Origin of the sequence: Posidoniimonas polymericola, from assembly GCF_007859935.1 — a bacterium.
Taxonomy (GTDB): Bacteria; Planctomycetota; Planctomycetia; order Pirellulales; family Lacipirellulaceae; genus Posidoniimonas; species Posidoniimonas polymericola.
Window position 1 is genome coordinate 582609 of the sequence record NZ_SJPO01000002.1, and the last position, 22098, is coordinate 604706.

The 22098-nt window shown below is 67.5% G+C and carries 12 protein-coding genes; 5 read left to right on the forward strand and 7 right to left on the reverse strand.

Features of this window, described 5'->3' with window-relative positions:
- Positions 1 to 13: 13 nt before the first annotated feature.
- The 3 genes from Pla123a_RS06170 to Pla123a_RS06180 form a co-directional block, all read right to left on the reverse strand.
- A complete protein-coding gene (locus tag Pla123a_RS06170) occupies positions 14 to 2128 on the reverse strand; it encodes a glycoside hydrolase family 25 protein (RefSeq protein WP_146584927.1) in 2115 nt (704 codons plus the stop codon).
- Between the two features lie 148 nt (positions 2129 to 2276).
- The gene (locus Pla123a_RS06175; RefSeq protein WP_146584929.1) at positions 2277 to 3887 is read right to left on the reverse strand and encodes a rhamnogalacturonan acetylesterase; all 1611 of its coding nucleotides are present in this window, start codon (positions 3885 to 3887) and stop codon (positions 2277 to 2279) included.
- 84 nt (positions 3888 to 3971) lie between these two features.
- On the reverse strand, positions 3972 to 5825 hold the full coding sequence (locus Pla123a_RS06180) for a cation:proton antiporter (RefSeq protein ID WP_146584931.1): 1854 nt from the start codon (positions 5823 to 5825) through the stop codon (positions 3972 to 3974).
- 286 nt (positions 5826 to 6111) lie between these two features.
- Between Pla123a_RS06180 and Pla123a_RS06185 the strand changes: the two genes are divergently transcribed.
- Positions 6112 to 6357: a hypothetical protein gene (locus tag Pla123a_RS06185; protein WP_146584933.1), complete on the forward strand. Its 246-nt coding sequence runs from the start codon at positions 6112 to 6114 to the stop codon at positions 6355 to 6357.
- Positions 6358 to 6378: 21 nt separating this feature from the next.
- Here the strand turns inward: Pla123a_RS06185 and Pla123a_RS06190 are convergent, their stop codons facing one another.
- Together Pla123a_RS06190 and Pla123a_RS06195 are read right to left on the reverse strand one after the other, a co-directional pair.
- A complete protein-coding gene (locus tag Pla123a_RS06190) occupies positions 6379 to 8046 on the reverse strand; it encodes an alkaline phosphatase (RefSeq protein WP_146584935.1) in 1668 nt (555 codons plus the stop codon).
- A 153-nt stretch (positions 8047 to 8199) separates the two neighbouring features.
- On the reverse strand, positions 8200 to 9939 hold the full coding sequence (locus Pla123a_RS06195; protein ID WP_146584937.1) for an alpha-L-fucosidase: 1740 nt from the start codon (positions 9937 to 9939) through the stop codon (positions 8200 to 8202).
- Between the two features lie 137 nt (positions 9940 to 10076).
- Here Pla123a_RS06195 and mfd point away from each other — a divergent pair, with 137 nt between their 5' ends.
- The 3 genes from mfd to Pla123a_RS06210 all read left to right on the forward strand — a co-directional run bounded on the left by mfd (position 10077) and on the right by Pla123a_RS06210 (position 15790).
- Positions 10077 to 13364 carry a transcription-repair coupling factor gene (gene mfd / locus Pla123a_RS06200; protein WP_146584939.1) on the forward strand — a complete coding sequence of 1096 codons (3288 nt, stop codon included), beginning with the start codon at positions 10077 to 10079 and terminating at the stop codon, positions 13362 to 13364.
- 105 nt (positions 13365 to 13469) lie between these two features.
- Entirely contained in the window at positions 13470 to 14618 is a 1149-nt protein-coding gene (locus Pla123a_RS06205; protein ID WP_146584941.1) for a peptidylprolyl isomerase, read from the forward strand.
- A 128-nt stretch (positions 14619 to 14746) separates the two neighbouring features.
- Positions 14747 to 15790, forward strand: coding sequence for a LacI family DNA-binding transcriptional regulator (locus Pla123a_RS06210; protein WP_146584944.1), 1044 nt, complete (start codon positions 14747 to 14749; stop codon positions 15788 to 15790).
- A gap of 25 nt (positions 15791 to 15815) precedes the next feature.
- On the opposite strand, the gene Pla123a_RS06215 is transcribed toward Pla123a_RS06210, so the two are convergent.
- A complete protein-coding gene (locus tag Pla123a_RS06215) occupies positions 15816 to 17339 on the reverse strand; it encodes a glucoamylase family protein (RefSeq protein ID WP_146584946.1) in 1524 nt (507 codons plus the stop codon).
- 81 nt (positions 17340 to 17420) lie between these two features.
- The gene (locus tag Pla123a_RS06220; RefSeq protein ID WP_146584948.1) at positions 17421 to 18887 is read right to left on the reverse strand and encodes a hypothetical protein; all 1467 of its coding nucleotides are present in this window, start codon (positions 18885 to 18887) and stop codon (positions 17421 to 17423) included.
- Positions 18888 to 19558: 671 nt separating this feature from the next.
- Here Pla123a_RS06220 and Pla123a_RS06225 point away from each other — a divergent pair.
- Entirely contained in the window at positions 19559 to 21964 is a 2406-nt protein-coding gene (locus tag Pla123a_RS06225) for a glycoside hydrolase family 3 N-terminal domain-containing protein (protein WP_197527730.1), read from the forward strand.
- Positions 21965 to 22098 lie beyond the last annotated feature (134 nt).

The window sequence follows — 22098 nt, forward strand, 5'->3', positions numbered from 1 at the left end:
GGATCGGCCGCGTTCAGCGGGGCCGCCGCCGGCGTGTTCCTGACGCGGCACAGCCCAAAGCGGCGACCAACGCCGAACCGGCTGGCGAGGGGATCGCTGAGGCGGCGCCTGCGGACGTGAGCGTCGCGCCGAAGTTGGCTCGCCAGGCGTCGTAGTCCTCGGACGTGACCTGACCGGGGGTCGTGGTTTCGTTGGGGAGCACCGCGCCGGTGGTCGCCGCCTGGCGCCACGCCGCGTAGTCGGCCGCATCGACGACGCCGTCGGCGTTGTAGTCGCCGGCCAGCGCAACCTCGGTCACGAGCAGGCGGCCGGGGCCGGCCAGCAGGGCAGACTCGAACAGCGCGCCCGACCCGATTGCGCCGTACTCGCCGACGCCCATCGGCACGCCGTCGATTGTGAGCCGCCCGATGGCGTCCGCCGACGCGGGTTGGTTCAGGGTGAGCAGCGAGCCGGTCGCCAGGCTGACCTCGGCCTGATTGCCAAGCAGCAGCCCGTCCAGGCGGAGCCCGCCAGAGCGGACGTCGAGGTCGCCGGAGTATCCGGTCGTACCCTCGAGCGAAAGCGTGCCGTCGCCGGTCTTGATGAACGAGCCGGTGGCGATCGCCGCGCGGATCCGGACGTCGGTCTCGGCGGCCCCGTCGGTGACCTGCCAGTGGTAGGCCGAGCCGCCCGGGTCGATGACGCCCGGGTGCGAGAGCCCGCCGAAAGATTCAATCACCGCCTCCCCGTCGGCGAGCGGCGAGAGCACGATGTCGCCCTCAATGGCCAGCGAGGCCGGGGGCGCCGAGGTGGAGCTCGCCAGTTGCAGCGAGGCGAACGTGAGGTCGCCCACGACGGAGAGCTGTTGTTGCGATTCAACTTCAATCGTGTGCGCCGAAAGCTCGCCGCCGGCGACCGCAACCGGCGCGCCGACAACCAGGCTCGCGGCCGGCGAGTCGTTCGACGGGACCACGCCGATGGTGAGCGAACCGTCAGCCAGGTTGAGCGGTTCGCGAGCGATCAGTCGTCGCACCGAGTGGGCGCCGCTCGACAGGGTGACGGTCACCGCTGCGTCGGCGACGTCGAGCAGCACGGTGTCGTCGGCGCCAGGCAGCCGCACCTCGGGCAGGGTCAGCGTTCCGACACGGGCGGCCTGCCCCCGAACCGACACCGGCGCCGTTGGAGTTTGGCCGCTGTTCCAGTTCGCCAGGTCGGTCCACTCGCCGGAGTCGCCGCCGGTCCACAGCGCGGGCGCGAGGTGGTCTTTGAGGAACTCGACGCCGCCCTGGGCGACATTCAGGTCGAGATTGCTGTTGCCGTTGTTGTAGCCGCTCAGACGCCCCGTGCTGGCGTACTGCCAGAAGCTCCATGGGTGCGTCGGATTAGGGCTGTCGTCCCACGGCCCGTAGATCGGCGAGTACGAGTCCTTGGGGTGGCCGGTCTGGATCGGGATAGCGTCGGGGTTGCTTTGGTTTGGCCAACGCGCCGACCAGAGGTACGGCAGTGTTTCTACCACTTCGTCCTGCAATGCCGACGACGCCCCTTGCAAGTAATTGGCGTAGTTCCCCGAAGTGTAGATCATCGGTCTCAGGCCCGTGACTTCGTGGATCCGGTTGGAAAAGTCGACGGCGAACTGAGCCATGTCATTGTTCGATCGGTCGCTGACTCCTGCTTCCAGGTCGAGCACCGGCAGCAGGTACCCGGGACGCATCCAAGCTCCGGCCATCTGGAGCATGTGGTCCGCCTCGTCGGCGCCCGTATTGGCGACGATGTCAGGACGCGCGAAGTGATAGGAGCCCGCCAGCATGCCGGCGTTGGTCGCACGGGTGATGTTCTGCGCGAAGTAGGGGTCGTCGTATCGCTGGGAGAGCGTGTTGCCTCCCAGGTTGTTGTTGGGGTCGTTCTGGTTGTAGTAGCCGGTGGTGCCGCCACGCGTCGAGCGGATGAAAACGAAGTCGCGGTCGTTGACGTTGTGCAGCGTATTCCACGAGCTGGTCGAGATATTGCCCTGCCAGGCGCTGACGTCGAGACCGAGCGCGCGGCTTTGGGCGGTCGCTTCACCGGCGGCCACGAGGACCTGGCAGACAATCAGCAACCCCGGCACGAAGAGGCGGAGCGGGGCATCGCGGAACATCGGGAGGCGTGGCATAGAGAAAGCAGCGGCCCGTCAGGGGGCGCCATGAGGGGGAGGGACGCGTACTCCCTTGAGCCTATTCGCTGGCCGGGGACGCGGCAACGAAACCGTCGCGCAGGCAAGGCCCGCATTTGCGCAGAAGACGCGAAAACCGTCGAAATACCTATTGCCTGGCGCTCGATGCGTCGCCGAGCGGGGCATCCAGCATGAAGTCGTCCAGCGGGTTCTCCGGCAGGTCCCGCAAACCCTCGGCGACGCAGCGGGCATTGAGCACCGCCCCGGCGTAGGAGGTGTGCGTGCCGCGGTCGGCGAACATTTTATCGACCTCCTCGGGTCCCTTGGCGTCGTACCGCTGGGCGATTCGCTCGTAGAGGTCGATGAACGCGACCCCGCGGCCCTCGGCGACCTGCCGCGCCCAGGCGGCGTGGCCGTTGTCGGAGCGGCGGATGGAATCGCCGTCCCACGCCTTCCGCGGGATCAAGGAACACAGAATCGGCGTCGCCTGCTTGCCACGGATCTCGTCGACAAAGCGACGCAGGTAAGAACCAAACGACTCGACGGTTTCCGTGGCTCCATCCTCATCGGTCCGCTCTTCGGTCTCTTCGCCAACTCCCCGGAGGGCGCCGCGGTCGCCGTTATCGTTGTGCCCGAACTGCATCAGCACCACATCGCCCGGTCGCAGCTGGTCGAGGACCGGCTGCCAGAAGCCGCCGCTGCGGAAAGTCCGGGCGCCAGTGCCCCCCATCGCGCGGTTCACAAGGTTGATCTTGGCGGGGGCGAAGTACGCCTCGAGGGGATCCCCCCAGCCGAACTGGCCCCCTTCGCCACGGCCGCGGCCGGTCCGTACGGTCGAGTCGCCGATCAGCCACAGCGTTGGCAGGGAGTCGTCGGTACGCTGCGGCGTGTTCAGGAACCGCGCGGTTTCCTCGGGCGTCTGGCCCCGGCCGACGCGTGGGAACCGCACGTACTTTGGCGCCGCCCGCGGGACGCGGCGACCTTCAATCGACAGCCAAGGGCGCCACCTTTCCTCCCGCAGACCCTTGAAGCCTTCGACCACCAGTCGCGCGTTGAGTGTGGCGCCATCGTCGCCAGTGTGCGTGTGGTCGCGGGGGAACAGCTCGGCGACCTCGTCCTCGCCGATCCGATCGTAGTGGTCGGCGCCAAGGGCGGTGAGATCGATGAACGCTGCGTTCTCGGCCTCGGCGACCTGCCGGGTCCATCCGCCGTACCTGCCCGACCCCCGCTCGACGCGACCGTCACGCCAGACATTGCGTACGGTCAGCGACAGCAGCACCGGCGTCGCGCCCGCCGCGCGGGTCTCGGCGATCATCCTGCGGAGGTACCAGCCAAAGGTGTGGACCACCTCGTGCAGACCGGTTTGCTGGTTGTCGATTTCCTGCGTTTCGTCGTCGAGACCCGGCAGCGAGCCGCGGGCCCGTTTGGGGTCGTTGACGCGTCCGCCGTCGTTGTGGCCGAACTGGATCAACACCACATCGCCGGGCTGCAGGTCGGCGCGGATCTGTCCCCACAGTCCTTCGGTGACGAACGTCCGGCTGCTGCGTCCGCCGCGGGCGCGGTTTTCTACCCTGACCTGCTCGGCGTCAAAGAACTTGGAGAGGTGTCGCCCCCAGCCGCGGGCGCCCTCGGCGCCGTTGGCGGCGGTCGAGTCGCCGGCGACGTAGATGGTGGGCAAGTCCCGCTCCGCCGAGGCCGGGGTGCGAGAGATCAGGACGAGGATCAACGAGATTACGGCGCGCCAGACGGCTCGTTGCATGGGAGCTCCGTCGGAAGATGAGATTGAGATTGCTGCGAAGAGACGAGCGAATTGTAGCGGCCCAAGTTTGAGCCGGCAGTCCGTCTAGACGACGCTCTGGTCGTCGGGCTTGACGCTGAGGGCTGCCGACTTCTCCGCCGTGTCACGGAGGTCCACGCCCGAGCCCTCGACCTCCTCGACCAGCGCCACGAGCTTCTTGCCGGGGCGTGGGTCGAGCTTGTGGCCCACGACCGCCACCCGCAGGCGGCCCTTCTCCGGCACGGTGAACAGGATCAGCGCGTTGGGGTACTTCGCGCGGAAGTCCTCGATCGTGTAGTCCTCGGTGAGGGTGCTTTTCTTGATGATATGCCCCTTCTCGAAGCGGTCGGCGAGCACGTCGTAGGTGATGCCCTCGCGGAAGAGGGTCCGGCCGCGGCGGTGGTGGGGGACTCGCTGGTGGCGTTCCCGCGACTCGTGCTGGGCGAGCTGATAGGCGTTGGCGCTGCCGAGCCGCTCGGCGAACTCCATCGCGGCGATCGAGTTGATCTCGTCGTTCGGCGTCATCGCCAGCATCCTGCCGATGCCGCCGAGGTCGGCCTCGTTGTGCACCCGCTCGCTGCCGATGCTGCCGTAGTACACCGGCAAGCCGGCCATGCGGGCGGCGGCGATGTTCTCCATGTTGGTGTCGACCAACAGCGTCTGGAATCCTTCGCTCTTCAAAGCAGAGGCGATCTCCCGAACCATCGGCGCGGCCCCGGCGAACAGCACGCCCTGCGGGTCTTCACGCGACAGGCCGAGCCGGCGTGCGACCGGCCCGAGGGTCAGCCCGTAAACTACCACGGTGCCGACAATCACCAAGAAGGTGGCGAGCACCAGCATCTCGGCATCGCCGGCGAATTCCTCTTTCTTCGCAAGCTCGGTTGCGAGCAGCGAGGCGACCGCCGCCGCTACGATCCCGCGAGGGTGAATCCAGCCGAGCAGCAGTCGCTCGTTGCGGGTTAGGTCGGTGCCGGCGGTGGCGAGCAGCACCGCGGCGGGGCGGATAAGCACGATGATCGCCACGATGAACGCTGCGCCGCCAAGGCCGAACTCCGCGAGCTGAGCGGCGCTGATTTCAACCCGTGACGACAGCACAATGAACAGCACCGATAATAGCAGCACCCGCAGGTTTTCTTTGAACTCCAGCACGTGGTGGATTCTCACCCAGGGCTGGTTGGCCAGCAGCAGGCCCATCACCGTGACGGTCACCAGGCCCGACTCGTGTTGGATTTCGTTGCTAACCGCAAACACCAACACTACCAGGCTGAGGATGGCCGCGTTCTGCAGGTAGTCGGGCACCAGGAAGCGGCTGTGGAGCTGGATCACAATGGTCGCCGCGAGGACGCCCAGCACGATTCCGACCACCGCCGTCATCACCAGGCCCTGGGCCGACTCGGCCACGGTGTCGCCGTGGGCGATGTACTCGAACGCGAGCGCCGCGAGCACGGCGCCGATCGGGTCGTTGACGATCCCCTCCCACTTGATCACCGAGCCGATACGCTTCTCGGGCCGGACTTGGCGTATTAGCGGCAGGATCACGGTGGGGCCGCTTACCGTGAGCAACGCCCCCAACAGCCCCGACATTTTCCACCCGAAGCCGATTAGCCAGTGGGCGGCGACCGCGGTGGCGAGCCAGGTCACCAGCAGTCCGACCGTAACCAGCCGGGTCACCACATGGCCGGTCTCTTTCAGCTCGCGGAACTGCAGGCTCAGGCCGCCCTCAAATAGGATCACCCCCACCGCCAGTGAGACAAACGGGAAGATGATGTCGTCGCTCGGCGGACGCACGCCCGAAGCCCCCAACGCGAAACCGAACACCAGCAGCAGCACGATCGCGGGCAGCTTGAGTCGCCACGCGAGCCATTGGGCGGCAATGCCGAGTGCTAGCACGCCGGAGATGTACAGCGGGTCGAGAGTCATACGGGGCGGACGCAGGGTGCGTGGTCAGGGTCGAGAGGCAGGGTAAGTGTAAGCCAGACAACGCGTTGGGCACAGGTGCGCGGGTTGTGGATCTCCCTGTCGCCCGGTCGGGCTAGCGCCGGCTAGCTGAGGAACCTCAGAGAAATATCTCGAACGGGTCAAAGTTTGCCGGTTGCCGGGACGATAACGAATGCAGCGGTTCTGACGGGCCGCGGCTACTGCATGCTTTCAATCCAGCCGGAGCGTCCCGAGGGCGTCTGGCGAGCGTTGGACGGAGACTTCCGCGATGAACAAGGCTTTCCGCAGCAACCGTTTTCAGGCCTGGGCCGCTGGCGCCATGGTGCTGGCCGCCGTCGCCTCGACCGGGTGCCAGGTCGACATCGCGGGGCAGACGCTCCCCAGCCCGTACTACCTGACGGACGACGTCCAGTACTACGCCCCCGGGCCCGAGTTCAAGCTGGCCCGCGAGGCCGCCGCTCTGAAGGCCGACCGCGAGGCGTACGAGAGCAAGGCCCAGCCCTGCTGCCCGTAGGCAAGAGCGGAGCCAGACCGGCTACTTGTCGGCCGCGGCTGGTTCGATCAGCAGCTCCGGGTCGTCGATCACGAGGTAGTGCCCGTGGTCGGCGGTGACGATGAGCACGGTCTCTTCCCAGTTGCTGTTCTTCTCGACCCAATCGGTGATCACCCGGACGGCGTCGTCGCCGCTGTTGACGGCGCCGATCGACGCGTCGAGGTTGTTGTTGTGGTTCGCCCAGTCGACGTCGCCCGACTCGACCATCAGCCAGAACGGGTGGTCGCCTGCGCCGAGCACGGTGAGCGCAGCCGAGGCCATCTCGGCCAGAGTCGGGTTCTCTGAGATATCGGCCTGCGAGTAGTTCGGGCGGTTGCCGTCGACGCCCGGCGCCGGGTCGTAGCCGCCGTTGGCTGAAGCGAACGGCAGGTGGCCGTCGTCCTTGGAGTTCTCGCTGGTCACCCCGTAGAAGCCGAGCAGACGCTTGCCGTCGTGGGCGGCCTGGTGGGCGGCCTCGGCCAGGGCGCTGTTGCCGAGCACGCCCTCGCGCCGCTGCGACACCACGTACTGTCCACCGTTCTCGACGTCCACGGCCTTCAGGTCGGCGAGCGCCAGGTACTTGTTGCCGGGCACAAAGTTGTCGCCCTGGGCCGAGTCGGCTAGCACCTCGACGCCGTGCCCACCGCCGATCAGCACGTCGACACCGGGCACTGGGTGCTCGGGGTGCATCGCCGAGGGTCTGCCGAGCAGGTCGCGAGAGAGGTCCTGATAGTCGCCGCGGTTGACGTTGTTGGCGTAGGCGGCCGCGGGGGTGGCGTGGCTGATCGGCACGCTGGTCACGACCCCGACCCGGTAGCCGTCGGCCTGCGCGAGGTGGGCCACCGAGGGTTCCGGGTAACCGTCGACGCTGACGCCGATCGCGGCGTTGTAGCTCTTTACCCCGCAGAACATGCTGGTGGCGGAACCCGCCGAATCGGTGTAGGCGTGCCGGGCGGCCGTGTCCGCCGATTTGGCGATCAGGTACTCCGGCTCACGGCAGACCGACCAAGGGTACGCCCCAGCCAACAGCGGGTTGTAGCCGCCGGCGAGCCCGGAGTTGGGGTTCTTCACGACCTGCCGATTGACGTCCACCTGCACGCCGTCGCGGGCGGGGCTGGTGACCATCCACCCGAACTGAGTGGTGTCGTTGGCTTGGTACTCCTGGAAGTGCGTGCCGCGACCCCGCCCCTCCCGGTAGGCGACTTCCTGCAGGTTGTGGATGGCGGCGGCGTAGGTCGTTTGCCAGTCCATGCCGTCAAACACGACGACAATAACGTGCTTCTTGCCGGCTTCGACCGCGGCCCGCTGCAGGTCGTAGATATTGGTCTGGTCCATGTAGTCGGCGTTCTCGCAGACTGATAGCCGCGTGTCGGTGCGGTAAAGCCGGCTCAGCCGCGTGGCGTCGCGGTAAGGGCTCTTCTCGCCGGTGTAGCTATCCAGGTCGATACCCAGACCAGCGCCCTTGGTGCCGAACGTGTAGACGGGAATCAGCCGATTGGAGTGAGAGGTCCAGCTGCTGTAGCGCCCTGGGTCGGGGCCCCAGTGGACAGCGGGACACTGCTTGGATTTGACCGCGTTGGACTGCAGGTCTTGAACCCAGTCGGCCGACGCGTAAGCCGGAACATTGAGCAGCCCGATGGCGAGCCCGAGGAGGGGGATGATACGCAGCATGGCGATAACGGGGAGGGACTCTGAGGGAGGGATGTCTTGGCGGGCCAGGAGTACCATTATGCGTACTCACTGGGGGGGCGTGCAAGCAACCGGCTGGCCCCGTGCAATCAGGCGGCCGCCCGTCCGGTGAACTCGACCCAGCTTGGGCCACGTCTACTCGACGGGGGTGAGCGTGAGCGTGCGGAGGTTGATGGGACTCCAATCCTCGGCGATTGGCCGGATTTCGAGCTCAACCTGGCCTGCGGGCAGCTCAATTTCGCCCAGCGCTAGCGGCTGGAAGTCTTGGTAGCCGCTGGTCGCGGGGACCTTAGCAGTCAGGCGCCCTTCGCCGGCCGAGAGGCGGACCTGCGTCGGCTGGGGGCCGGCCGCGTGGGTAGACACGCGGAAACGACCGCCGGTGGGCGTCGCGACCCGCCAAACGACGGTGTCGCCCGGTTCGGTCCAGTAGCCGAAACTGGGCTCTCCACTGATCGACTCGACCTGCACATGGCCGGTCGGCGTAGCGTCGGAGGGCGACAGCACGAGCACACCGCCGGCGCCCGGCTTAACCCACTGGAAGACCTCTTCGGGCTCGCCCTCGATGCCGAGCTCGACCACTGAGCAAATGGCGTCGGGCGCTTTGCCGGTCAACTCGACTGCGAGTCCTTCCTCGTTGCGCGTCACCGAGAACGAGACTCCGGGGTCGGCCAGCAATCGGCACGACGTTGTCGTGACCTGCAGCGGGACCCTCAGCATCCCATCCGCGGGCCAGTTGAACACGTGCAAGAACAGGCGGTCGCCCTTGCGGGTGAGGCGGCCCCACTCGGGACGGCGGCACGGGCTGGCGGTGGTCCCGTAGATAGAGTCGCCGTTGACCTGCATCCACTCGCCGATCTCCTTGAGCCGCTCGATCGACTCGGCCGGGATCTCACCCTCGGCGGTTGGGCCGACGTTGAGCAGGTAGTTGCCCCCCTTCGAGACGATGTCGACCAGGTTGTGCAGCAGCGTCGCGGTGCTCTTCCAGTTGTGATCGAACGACTTGTAGCCCCAGGTGTCGTTCATGGTCATGCAGGTCTCCCAGTCGCGGCCCTGGAAGCCGGTTGCCGGGATGTGCTGCTCGGGCGTTTCGGTGTCGCCCTGGAAGCCGCCGCCGAGTCGGTTGTTGGTAATGATGTTTGGCGTGGCTCCAAGCAGGGCGTGCAGCGGCTCGGCGCGCTGCTTGGTCATCCAGACCGGCGTGTCCCACCACAGCACGTCGGGCTGGAAGCGGGTCAGGATCTCTTTGGTCTGTGGGATCGCGATTTTGTGGAGGTACTGGTCGTAGTCGCCTTGGTGGGCCTCGTCCCAGCCGCTCCCTTCCTCGAAGCCGGCCTTGGCCCCGCCGGGGTGCGTCCAGTCCTGCGCTTGGGAGTAGTAGAGGCCGAACTTCAAGCCCTCGGCACGGACGGCGGTGGCCAGCGGCTGCAGCAGCCCCTTGCCGTACGGCGACGCGTCGGCGATGTCCCAGTCGGTGACCTGGGAGTCGTACAGCGCAAACCCGTCGTGGTGCTTGGCGGTGATCACCACGTACCGCATGCCGGCCTGCTTGGCGAGCTTGGCCCACTGCTGGGGGTCGTACTTGTTGGGAATGAACTGCTTGGCGTAGCCGCGGTACTCCCCGACCGGGATCTTGGCCTGACGCATGATCCACTCGCCGATCCACGGGACCTGCTCGCCGTGGTACTCGCCGGCGGGCACGGCGTACACGCCCCAGTGAATGAACATCCCGAACTTGGCGTCGCGCCACCAATCCATACGAGAATCGCCAGGGCGGGCCCCGTCTGCGGCCGGTGAGACGCCTTCGGCGGGCGCCGGCGACAAGCAGAGCAGCGATCCGGCGAGCAGGAGAATCGAGCAGCAGACGCGGCGTAGCATGAGGGCCTCGGGTGGGAAAGGCACGGGGTGTGTGGGGCCATCGTAACGCCTCACCGGCCCCGAAAGCAAAAACTTCGCCCAGTTGAACCTCGATGCGGGATTCTCTACCTGGTGGGAGCCAACTAGAATCCCTCTCAATGGATACTCCCCCGGCGGTCGCGGCCGACGCGCTGACGGAGTTGCGTCGGCTGGCCGCAAAAGTCTGTGCGCGGGATGACTTCTCCCGGGTGGTCGAGAGCCTCGAGGCGGGGCGCAGCGGCACGCTCGGCGGAGTCTGGGGGTCGGCGCGCGCACTGGTCGCCGCCGCGGTCGCGTCGCGGTGCCCCGGGCCGCTGTTTGTGGTCGCCCCCCACCAGGCCGATGTCGACCGCCTGCTGACCGACCTGGCGCTGTTTACCGACCTCACGGCCGCGGCGTTCCCGGCCTGGCAACGCGACCAGAAAGAACGCGTCCTGCACGACGAGGTCTACGGCCAGCGGCTGCGGGTGCTCAAGTCGCTCGCGCGCACGCTCGGCCCCGGCGGCGTCGAGCCTCACGCCGCCGACGGCCCGCCGCGGGTCATCGTGACCAGCATCCACGGCCTGATGCAGCCCACGCCCGCGCCCGAGGCGATCGCCGGCGCGACCCGCCGGGTCGAGGTTGGTGACGACAGCGGCGAGGAGGAGCTGGTCGACTGGCTCACTTCGCGGGGCTGCCACCGCACCAGCGCGGTCGAGCTGCCGGGCGAGTTCGCCGTCCGCGGCGGCATCATCGACGTCTTCCCGCCCGACGAGCCGCAGCCGGTCCGCATCGAGTACTTCGGCGACGAGATCGAGTCGATCCGCCGGTTTGATGTCGCGAACCAGCGGAGCGCCGGCGCGGTCGACGCTGTCGACCTGACGCTGCTGGAGCCGTCGGCCGCGGACCGCGCGCACATGACGCTCTACGCGCCGCCGGAGAGTTGGTTCCTGCTTATCGAGCCGACCGACCTGGCCGAGGAGGGCAAGTTCTACCTCGAGCGGTCCGACGACACCCGTTCGCTGCACAGCGTCCGCACCAGCCTGGCGGAGGTCTACAAACACCCCTCGGTCACCGCGGCGGGCGTGCCGGCCGGCTCGCTCGAAGAAACCAGCCACCTCGGCTTCGAGTCGGTCGAGCGGCTCAGCGGCGACATCCAACGCGTCCGCGACGAGCTGGCCTCGATCTCCGAGGGGCAGACCGTGTTCATCGTCTGCCCAACCGAGGCCGAGACCCAGCGACTCACCGAGCTACTGGCCGAGACGCCACTCTACGAGGAGGACCGGCTGCGGCTGCTGGTCGGCGATCTGGCCGAGGGCTTCCGGGTCGTCGCGGAGCGGGCGGTCGTGCTCTCGAGCTCCGAGCTGTTCAACCGGCACGAGACGGCCCGCGGCGCGATCCGCCAGGTCGCCGGCCGGGCGATCGACACCTTCCTCGAGCTCCGCGAGGGTGACCTGATCGTGCACGTTACGCACGGCATCGGCCGCTACCGTGGCATCAAGCTGCTCGAGAAGGAAGGTCGCAAGGAAGAGCACCTCGACCTGGAGTACCACGGCGGCACCCGCATCTACGTGCCGAGCACCAAGATCGAGCTGGTGCAGAAGTACGTCGGCGGCAAGGCGCTCAAGGTGCCGCTTGCCCGGATCGGCGGCAAGGCGTGGGTGCGGCAGAAGCAGGCGGCGGAGAAGGCGGTCACGGACCTGGCGGCCGAGATGCTCGAGATGCAGGCCCGCCGCGACGCGCGGCCCGGTATCGCGCTGCCGGAAGACACGCCGTGGCAGGTTGAGTTCGACGCGGCGTTCCCCTACGACGAGACGCCCGACCAGCTCCGCTCGATCGCGGAGATCAAGGCCGACCTGACGCGGCCGCGGCCGATGGACCGCCTGCTGTGCGGCGACGTCGGCTTCGGCAAGACCGAGCTGGCGATCCGCGCCGCGTTCAAGGCGGTCGACGCCGGCTACCAGGTCGCCCTGCTGGCGCCAACCACCGTGCTGGCCGAGCAGCACCGCCGCACGTTCAGCGAACGGATGGCCGAGTTCCCGTTCGAGATCGCCTGCCTCAGCCGCTTCTGCACCGCCAAGGAGCAGCGGCAGATCATCGAGCGGGCCCGCGAAGGGTCGGTCGACATCGTGATTGGCACGCACCGGCTGGCGTCGGGCGACGTCGCGTTCGCCAACCTGGGGCTGCTGATCATCGACGAGGAGCAACGCTTCGGGGTCGCCGTAAAGGAGCGGCTCAAGGCGCTGCGTTCGGCGGTCGACGTGCTCACCATGACCGCGACCCCGATCCCGCGGACGCTGCACATGGCGCTCTTGGGCGCGCGGAGCATCTCGAACCTCGAGACGCCCCCCTCCAACCGCCTCGCGGTCGAGACCCGTGTCACCCGCTTCAACGAGGAGATGGTCCGCCACGCGATGCTCCGCGAGCTCAACCGCGGCGGCCAGGCCTACTTCGTCCACAACCGCGTGCACGACATCAAGGCGGTCGCCGACAAGCTCAACGAGATTGTCCCCGAGGCCCGCATCGGCATCGGCCACGGCCAGATGCCGGAGGGCGAGCTGGAGGACGTGATGGTCAAGTTTGTCGCGCACGAGTACGACATCCTGCTGGCGACCACCATCATCGAGAGCGGGCTGGACATCCCCAACGCCAACACGATGTTCGTCGACGACGCCGACCGCTACGGCCTGGCAGACCTGCACCAGCTGCGGGGCCGCGTCGGACGCGCCAACCGGCGGGGCTACTGCTACCTGCTGATCCAGGAGGACCGCCAGCTGCCGACCCAGGCCGCGCGGCGGCTGCGGGCGGTGGAGGAATTCAGCCAGCTCGGCGCCGGCTTCGCGCTGTCGATGCGCGACCTCGAGATTCGCGGCGCCGGCAACCTGCTGGGCACGCAGCAGAGCGGGCACATCGCCACGGTCGGCTACGAGATGTACTGCCAGATGCTCGAGAAGGCGGTGCGGCACCTCCGCAAGCTGCCCCCCAAGGAGAGCGTCGACGTCACGATCGACCTCCCGGTGCACGCCTACCTGCCCGGCGCTTACGTGCCCGACATGCGTTCGAAGATCGACCTCTACCGCCGGCTTGCGCGTGCTAGCACGCTGGCGGAGGTTGAGGACTTCGCGGGCGAGCTGGCCGACCGCTTCGGCCCCGTTCCCGACCCCGCGTCGCGGATGCTCGAGCTAGCACGCCTGCGGGTCTGCGCGCACCAGTGGGGCGTGCAGACGGTCCGCCGCGAGGACAACTTCCTGGTTTTCGCCTACACCGAGCGTGGCAAGGTCCGGGAGTTGGTCGAACGCAGCGGCGGTCGGCTGCGGATCGCGGACGCCCAGAGCGCGTACCTGCCGCTGAACCCGGGACGGACCGGGGTCGACGACTTGTTGGGCGAGGTGAAAACGCTCTTGCGGCCAGCCCGCGACGCCGCCTAAACTCCCGCCGCGCTGCGGGCCGCCCTGCCGGCCCCAGCCTGCGCCCGCGGGGCGCCGACCGCTGATTACGACTCGTTTCCTCAACGAACAAGCTAGGGTAGGCAATTGCCGGCACGCCACACGACAGCGACGATCTTCTGCCTGGGGCTGCTGGCGGGCGGCCTCGCCGCGCGGGCGACCAACGCCCAGCCCTACGCGAACCGCTACCAGCAGGCCGCCCCGACCGCCCCGGCCGAGACCGGTTTGCAGCCGGTGGACGAGTGCCAGGTGATCGCCAAGATCAACGGCGAGCTGGTGCTGGCCTGCGAGCTGCTCTGGCAGACCAACCTCCAGATTGAGGAGATGAAGGTCCCCACCGAGCACCGCGAGGAGGCGACCCGTCAGATTATGGAGCAGCTGCTGATGCAGAAGCTCGACCTCCTGCTGCTGTACTCCGACTTCCGCCGCAGCGCGCCGCAGGCCGACCTTGCCAAGATCCACGAGAGCCTGGTCAAGCCGTTCGAAGAGCAGGAGCTGCCGCGGCTGCTCAAAGAGGTTGGCGTCGAAGACGAGCAGCAGCTTGCCGACCGGTTGGTGCAGCTCGGCACCTCGCTACGCGAACGCCGCGAAGACTACTTCCGCGTGATGATCGCCCGCAGCTGGGCCCAGGAGGGGCTGAAGTTTAGCCGCGAGGTGACCCACCAGCAGCTGCTGGACTACTACCACGAGAACGCCGCCAAGTACGACTTCCCGGACCAGACGCGGTGGGAGGAGCTGATGGTCAGCTTCCTCAACTACCCCACCAAGGCCGACGCGTACCGGCGGATGGCCGAGCTCGGCAACCAGGCGTTCCAACGCGTCCGTGCGGCGGGCGACGCGACCAAGCCGGTGTTTGGCGAACTCGCCAAGAACGGTTCGAACGGCATCACCGCCGCCCAGGGCGGGGTGCACGATTGGACCACCAAGGGCGCGCTAACCGCCGAACGCGTCGACGAGGCGCTGTTCACGCTGCCGCCGGGTCAGCTGAGCCCCATCCTGGAGAGCGGCCTCGGGTTCCACATCGTGCGGGTCCTTGAACGCAAGCAGGCGGGACGCACGCCGTTCAACGCCGAGGTCCAGTCGGAGATCCGCGACAAGATCATCGACCAACGCTTTGCGGCCGCGGTGGGCAAAAAAATGAGGAAGCTCCGCGACGACTCGCACGTCTGGACCGTGTTCACCGGCGATCTGAAGAAGAAGGTCGCGGAGCGTCCGAATTCGGGGCAGGCCCGCTGACCCTGTGCGGTTCCAACCACGCGGCACGCGGGCTAGAATAGCGCCCTCGAGCCGGCGTCAGGTCGCCCCGCCGGGCGACCCGCCGGGCCCATTCCACGCGGCCCCCTCTCCCGCTAGGCGACCTCCGTATGCCGGCCTCGATCGAAGACGTCGCGAAGCTCGCCAAGGTTTCGATCAGCACCGTATCGCGCGTGCTCAACCGCCGGAACGTGGTGAACCCCAACACGCGTGAACGGGTGGAGAAGGCGATCCGCGAGCTCGGCTACCGGCCCAACGTGTTCGCCCGCGGGCTGATGCTCCGCAAGAGCAACATCATTGGCCTGGTGCTGCCCGACCTGCACGGCGAGTTCTATTCCGAGATCATCCGCGGCGCCAACGAGAAGACACGCCAGCTCGGCTACCACCTGATGGTCTCCGCGGCGATCGAGTCCGACGACAGCCACGACATCGTCTCGGCGGTCTCGAATCAGGGGATCGTCGACGGGCTGATCGCCATGGTGTCCGAAACCAACGCCGGCATCGCCGACGCGATCTCGACGATTGACGTCCCGCTGGTCGTCCTCGACGGCGACGTGCAGGGCGTCCGGCACGACTGCGTGGTGATCAACCAGAACGAGGGCGCCGCGGCGATGATGGCGCACCTCATCAAGATCCGACCCGGCAAGCCGATCATCTTCGTGGGCGGCAACGAGACCAACCTCGACACCATCGACCGCCTCCACGCCTACCGCTCGGCGGTCGAGCAGGCTGGCGGCGAGGTGAGCGCGGGCGACATCTTCCACCTCGACTACGACTACCAGACCGCCTTCGACCTGGGCGTCGAGATGGTCGGCAAGTGGGCCAAGCAGAACGCGAGCGTGTTCGCCGCCAACGACGAGATGGCCGCCGGCATCATCGACGCCGCCATCGACGCCGGGCTGAGCGTGCCGGCTCAGCTGCCGGTCGTTGGGTTCGACGACACCCGCATCGCCCAGCTGACCCGCCCGCGGCTGACAACCGTGCACGTCCCGATGGCGATCATGGGGGCCGCGGCGGTCGAGTTGCTGCTCCAGCGGATCGAGGACCCCAAGCGGCCGGCGACGAAGATCACGCTTCAGTCGGAGTTGATTGTCCGCGAGTCGTGCGGCGCCTCGCCGGCGTTGCACCAGCCGATCCTACGAGAGATCTCCTAGCGGGCCCCTCCTTCCTGCGGGCCCATTAGCGTGACTGACTCGCTCGCTCGCGCCCCAGGGCCACCCGCGGAACGGGCTTCCACTGCAACGCCGCCGCCGCCCGTTCGCCCATTGGGTGCCGGCGGAACAGGTCCCAGATCAGGCCCGACCGGGCGTTCTCGATCGCCAGCAGCATCGGGCCCGCGTCGATTGCAACGCCCCCCTCAAACGCCTTCCCGTAGTCGAGGTTGAAGCTGTCGGCCAGGCCGATGCCCCCCTGCTCGGGATCGTCCCACAGCCCGAGCTCGGGCCGGCCGACGCCGAGTTCGACAAACGCCCGCAGCGCCGCGACCGATTCCTGCGGCGTGAGCACGATCGCCGAGCCCGCGGCGTACGGCGCGATCGTCCCATCAAACATCCGCTCCTCGTCGCTCAAACAAGGCCGCTGCGACGGCACAATATAGGTCCGCCCGCCATCCGCCTTGTAGGCGTAGCAGGGGCTCTGCCCCCACCGCTCGTTGGAGAAGGTCCCGTACTGGTCGGCGTACGCGACGCAGTGGTCGCGGTGGGCGAGCGCCGCGCGGCGGCTGTTCTCTAGCCAGTCGACCCGGGGCTTGTCGAACCCAAACTCCGCCGGGTTGTCCGCGTCGTAGGCGCCGTAGTCGATCCAGCAATGCGTGAAGAAGTAGGTGAAGAGCGAACCGCTCCAAGAAACGACAAACGGATCGCCGTCCCCGTAAGAGCGGGTCTCGCGGTTGAGCTGGTAGTAGCTCTCCGGTGGCAGCCGGTAGAGCTGATTCGAGCCGCCGACCGCCAGCACGTAGGCCAGCCGCTCCTCGTCACTGGCGTTCCACCAGTGGTGCGTCATCAGCTGACCCGGCCCGTTGACGTCGTACGGAGGATCGGGCTTGAACGCCATCGAAAGGCGCCGACCGTCCTCGATCAGGTAGGCCCGCCAGTTGGTCTCGTCGGCGAGGCGAGCGACAATGTCGGCGACCTCGCCGCCGAAGAAGACGGCCGCCGGCGCGGCCCCGGCGAGGAACAGCGAGTGGTCGATGGTGCTGGTCTCGGGCCGGTGGCGTCCGATTGCGGGGCCGCCGCTATCGGGGTTCACGAAGTGCAGGAACACGCCCTGCCGGCGGTTGTCGTCGCGGTTGGCCAGCGACCGGAGGACGGTCAGCGCCCGCTGCTCGCCCTGCGCTCGCGTGATCCAGCCGCGGTTCACGCCGATCGGCAACGCCGACAGCTGGAAGCCGATGCCGGCCAGGCTCGCCTTGTCGCTGCCGGTGAAGTCGCGGGCCAGTTTGGCGGGCTCGCCGACTTCGTTCCACAGCAGGTTGAAGCAGCCCCGCTGCACGCGCTCGAGCAGGCGATGGTCGTCCGCAGAGAACTCGTAGCGCCGCGCGGCCTCGGTTGTGGCGGAGCGGAGCACATCGACCGCTGGCGCCTGGGCGACGGCGGACCGCTGCGGCAGCAGGCCCAACGCGGCGACCGCCAACACGGTCAGCGTTGTCGCCAACCCCGGCCGCTGATACCGGCGGCGCCGCGGGAGAGAAGACGGCCAGGTCATAGGTCTTTCCCTGATGAGTAGAATTCAGCTGTGGGTAGAAAAGGTTGCCCGCGATCGGCGGACGCTCGGTGGGATTGCCCCCTACGGCCGCCTGCCCGACCGCCAGCAGCACACCAGCGCGAGCCAGCTCCACAGCAGCCCCGGCTCGGGCGCCGTGGTCGACCGAGCAGACCCGACCTGCACGCCCTCGCCAAAGTTCTGCCGCCAGACAAGCAGGTCGCCGCTGTCGACGACGCCGTTCAGGTTGCCGTCTGCTAGCAGGTTGGTTGTCGAACCCTGGTTGTCTCTCCAGACCGTGTAGTCGGCCCCGTCGACAACCCCGTCGAGGTTGTAGTCGCCGGGCTGCAACGCATCGAACAGTCGCTCTGCGAAGAAGCCCGCGTCGATGTTCTCGACGATTCCGAACAGCAAGAAGAGATGGTCGACAAGACCCGCATCATAAGGCTTCCAGGACGGGTCGTCGAGAGACTCTCTGGTCAGCCCATAGCGGTAGCGAGCATCAGAGTTAGGGTCCTGCTCCTGGTACCATTCGAGCAGGGTCTGCATGTCGCCCCAGGCGCTCACGGCCGCGGGGGTGAGCACGGTTGACGGGTGGTCGTCCATGCGGTCGGCGTGGTACCCGTTCGGCACAACGCCCGCCGTCAGGCCGTAGCGGTACGGCTCGGTCAGAGTGGTCGCTGCATAGTCCGAGTCGGCCTGCTGGTGGTTGGCGAGCAGCCGCTGGAACTTCGGGTCCCCGCGGAAGTCGCCGTTGAAGAATTGGCTCTGCTGCACCCAGAACGCCGGCGCGTAGGCAGCCGGGTTGTCGGTCAGCGTTACCGACCCGGCGAACGACTTCTTCGGAACGTTGGCGGGGTTGTACCACAGGTGTTTGACCGCCACGGCTCGGTCGTTGTTTTCCTGCCGCAGCGCGAGGCTCTCGACCAGCATGTATTCATTCCAAGGGTTCACCGCCCCGCCGGCGCCGCCCCCCTGCTTCGTCATGTCGAGGTAGATGCCCCCGTTGAGGCTGGGGTGGATCGCCGCGTTGAAGTCGATGCTGTCGGTGATCTGATCCGCCAGCGTCGCAATCGCCGGATTCCCCGCGAAATGCTTCTTGGCGAACTGCGCCCCAGAGACAAGCAGCGCCGAACCGATCGGGCTGTACGATTCGTCCCAGCCGCCCCCCTGCTTGGCGCCGGTCGCGGTGTTCATGAAGTGCACATAGTGACCGTCCGCCGAGCGGTCGGGCGTCACGCCCGGGGTCGAGCCGTTGTAGGCTGACAAGATCGACTCAACCACGTCGGCCGCGTCGTTCATCGTGTCGAGGTGGTCGAACGCCGAGAGCGCCATCAATGCGAACCCGGCGGCGTCGGGGGTTGCCGGGTGGAAGTGGCCTACCGACGGAGACAGCACCAGCGAGTCCCGCACCAGTCCCGATGGCAGCACCGCGTCGAGCACGTACGTCTGAAGGCGCCCGATCTGATCGGCCCGCATCTGCTCAACGGTTTGTCCGCTAGACCCACGGCCGGCGACAAGCAGCGTCAGCGCCACGGAGGCGTACGCCACCGTTCGTCTGATCGCAGCAGATTGCAAGCGGGTAGCGGCTAGCACAGCTCGCCTCGGGGAATGAAGATTTGGAGTTCTGGCCGGCCAGACGGATACGCAGTCAGACAAAGCTGCAAACGCTTGCAGCTGCCAGCAATCAGGGGACGAGTAAAGCAGCCCGGACGGCGGGCCAGAAAAGTTGCTCACGTGTGGTTAATTATCAGAGGAATACGCGGGAATATCAACCGGATGGATGCGGGGTAAACCGCACGGGATGTTGATGCAAGCGCTTGCAATAGCCTGTCCCGGTTCCTAAGATACGAGCAGCTGGCGAGGGCCGTTGCATCGGCAACTCCCCGCGGCTGCGAGTGCTTAACCGAATCTGTCGTGGCGGTTTCAGGGGGCAATCTTTTCCCGGAATGCGCCCGTGCTTATCTGAACCGCCTTTCGGGCGCCGATGTTGGTTGCGACGATGGTGGGACACCATGTCCTGCAATCTAGGCTTCGACTTGAACAAGCTGATTCACTGGCAGCGGTTCTTCGGTCGGGGCAGGCTGATCTGAGCGCTGGATTTCGGAAGCAACTCGCGGCACGCGACGGACGACGACAACCTGGTGCTGTTGTTGGGGCGGAGCGAGCGGCATTGCGTGCGGATTGAATTTCCACTGGCGACCGACGTAGAGGTACCCGAGGTGACTTGTTCGACCAACCGAGTGCTGACCCTCTGCGGATGCGTGGCGTTGGCCGCGTGCGTCTTGAACGCGGCCGACGTTCAGGCTCAGAACCCTACACCCAAGACCGCGCTGAAGACCTCGTCGGGACGCCCCCAATCCAACGCAGCGGACCCGACCGCCCCGGCCGCGGTACGCTTCGACGCGATCAGCGGCCCCGTGGCTGACGTTGACGGAGCCGACCAGCAAGCCGACCTCAAGGCCCGCGTCCGCCAGCTGGTCGACGCAATGACGCTCGAAGAGAAGATCGGCCAGATGTGCCAGGTGACCGTCTACGGCGAAGAGCTCCCCGCGGGGATCGCCGCCGCGGTCAGCGAGGGACGCGTCGGCTCCATTTTCTACACCGGCCCGAACGGCCTGGACCGCGAGGCCCAGCGGCTGGCGATCGACGAGTCGCGACTCGGCATCCCGCTGATCGTCTGCCGCGACGTTGTGCACGGCTTCCGCACCGTCTTCCCGATCCCGCTCGGCCAGGCCGCCAGCTGGGACGCCGAACTCGTCGAGCGGGCCGCTGCAATCGCCGCCGCCGAGGCGAGCCAGCAGGGCGTGCACTGGACCTTCGCCCCGATGGTCGACATCTGCCGCGACGCCCGCTGGGGCCGGATCGCCGAGTCGCTGGGCGAGGACCCGGTGCTGGCGAGCGAGCTGGCCGCCGCCATGGTGCGCGGCTTCCAGACCCCCAACGCCGAGCTCGCCAACCCCGGCATCGCCGCCTGTGCGAAGCACTTTGTCGGCTACGGGCTGTCGGAGGGGGGCCGCGACTACAACCGCGCGATGGTCTCGACCAGCGAGCTGCACAACACCTTCCTGAAGCCCTTCAAGGCGTCGACCGACGCCGGGCTGATGACCCTGATGACCGCGTTCAGCGACATCAACGGCGTCCCCGCCAGCGGCCACCAGGAGCTGCTCCGCGACGTCCTCCGCGAGCGGTGGGGCTTCGATGGCGTCGTGGTGAGCGACTACGAGTCCGTCACCGAGATGATCGCGCACGGATACTCCGCTAACCCGGCCCAGGCGGCCCGCCAGGCGGTGCTGGCCGGCGTCGACATGGAGATGGTAAGCCTCTCCTACCACGACACCCTGCCCGCGCAGGTCCGCTCGGGCCAGGTGCCCGTTTCGCTGATTGACGAGGCGGTCGCCCGGATCCTGATGCTCAAGCTAAACCTCAAGCTCAGTGAACGGGCCAAGATTGGTTCGACCGAGGTCGCCCTGACGGACGAGTCACGCAGCGTTGCGCAGCGGCTGGCGCGGGAGAGCTTGGTTCTGCTCAAAAACAACGACGCCACGCTTCCGCTCGCGTCCGACACAATCGGCCGCGTCGCGGTGATCGGTCCGCTGGCGGATGAGCAGCACGAGCAGCTTGGCTGCTGGATGCTCGACGGGCAAGCCGGCGAGAGCGTCACCCCGCTGCAGGCGCTCCGCGAAGCGCTCGGCGAAGAACGCGTCAGCTACGTGCGGGCCCTAGAGAGTTCGATCCTCCCCGAGCAGGAGGGCGGCATCGCCGCCGCGGTGAAGGCCGCCAAGGCTGCCGACGTTGCGGTGCTGTTTGTTGGCGAGGACGCCTGGCTGAGCGGCGAGGCCCGCAGCCGTGCCGAGATCAGCCTCCCCGGCGCGCAGGCCGAGCTCATCGGGGCCGTCAGCGAGGCCGGCGTCCCCGTGGTGATGGTCGTGGTCGCCGGCCGCCCGCTGACCATCGGCAAGCAGGTCGAGCAGTGCGGCAGCGTGCTGTACGCCTGGCACCCCGGCACCATGGCCGGACCCGCCATCGCCGACGTGCTCCTTGGCCGCCACAACCCGTCTGGCAGGCTGCCGGTCTCGATGCCGAAGCAGGTCGGCCAGCTCCCGCTGTACTACAACCACCCCAGCACGGGGCGGCCGAGCCCCCGCAAGGTCCCCTCGCCGCTTGCCTCGGCGGGCGTCGACTTCGACGAGGAGGCCAAGTACAAGTCGCACTACCTAGACGTCGACCCGTTCCCGCTATTCCCGTTCGGCTACGGCCTCAGCTACACGAGCTTCGATTACGGCCAGGCAGAGCTTTCGACTCCTCGGCTGAGCGGCGACCAGACCCTGGCGGTCCGCGTCCCGGTGACCAATACCGGCGACCGCGCCGGCGTCGAGACCGTGCAGCTGTACGTGCAAGACGTCGCGGCCGACCTGGTCCGCCCGGTCCGCGAGCTGAAGGCGTTCCGCCGCGTCGAGCTGCAACCAGGGCAAACCTCGGTCGTCGAGTTCGCGCTCGACCGTGGCGACCTGGAGTACTATGACAATAATGCCGAGCGGAAAATCGAGCCGGGTGATTTCCGTATCTGGGTCAGCCCGCACAGCGACGTCGCCGAGCCGGCCGGCGTGTTCACCTACGCCCCATAACCGGACGTCCCGCGGCGTGCGGGCGTGCGGAATCTACTCAACGGGCGGTTGGGCGCGCGGCCCCCTGCCCGCCCGGGCAGCAATTCTGGGGGTCTGCCGAACGCCGAACGGCGTTTCCTGTTAAACCCTGCTGG

Coding starts and splice junctions, on each gene's coding strand:
- Pla123a_RS06170 (WP_146584927.1), bottom strand. CDS start 2,128: ATGCCACGCCTCCCGATGTTCCGCGATGCCCCGCTCCGCCTCTTCGTG.
- Pla123a_RS06175 (WP_146584929.1), bottom strand. CDS start 3,887: ATGCAACGAGCCGTCTGGCGCGCCGTAATCTCGTTGATCCTCGTCCTG.
- Pla123a_RS06180 (WP_146584931.1), bottom strand. CDS start 5,825: ATGACTCTCGACCCGCTGTACATCTCCGGCGTGCTAGCACTCGGCATT.
- Pla123a_RS06185 (WP_146584933.1), top strand. CDS start 6,112: ATGAACAAGGCTTTCCGCAGCAACCGTTTTCAGGCCTGGGCCGCTGGC.
- Pla123a_RS06190 (WP_146584935.1), bottom strand. CDS start 8,046: ATGCTGCGTATCATCCCCCTCCTCGGGCTCGCCATCGGGCTGCTCAAT.
- Pla123a_RS06195 (WP_146584937.1), bottom strand. CDS start 9,939: ATGCTACGCCGCGTCTGCTGCTCGATTCTCCTGCTCGCCGGATCGCTG.
- mfd (WP_146584939.1), top strand. CDS start 10,077: ATGGATACTCCCCCGGCGGTCGCGGCCGACGCGCTGACGGAGTTGCGT.
- Pla123a_RS06210 (WP_146584944.1), top strand. CDS start 14,747: ATGCCGGCCTCGATCGAAGACGTCGCGAAGCTCGCCAAGGTTTCGATC.
- Pla123a_RS06215 (WP_146584946.1), bottom strand. CDS start 17,339: ATGACCTGGCCGTCTTCTCTCCCGCGGCGCCGCCGGTATCAGCGGCCG.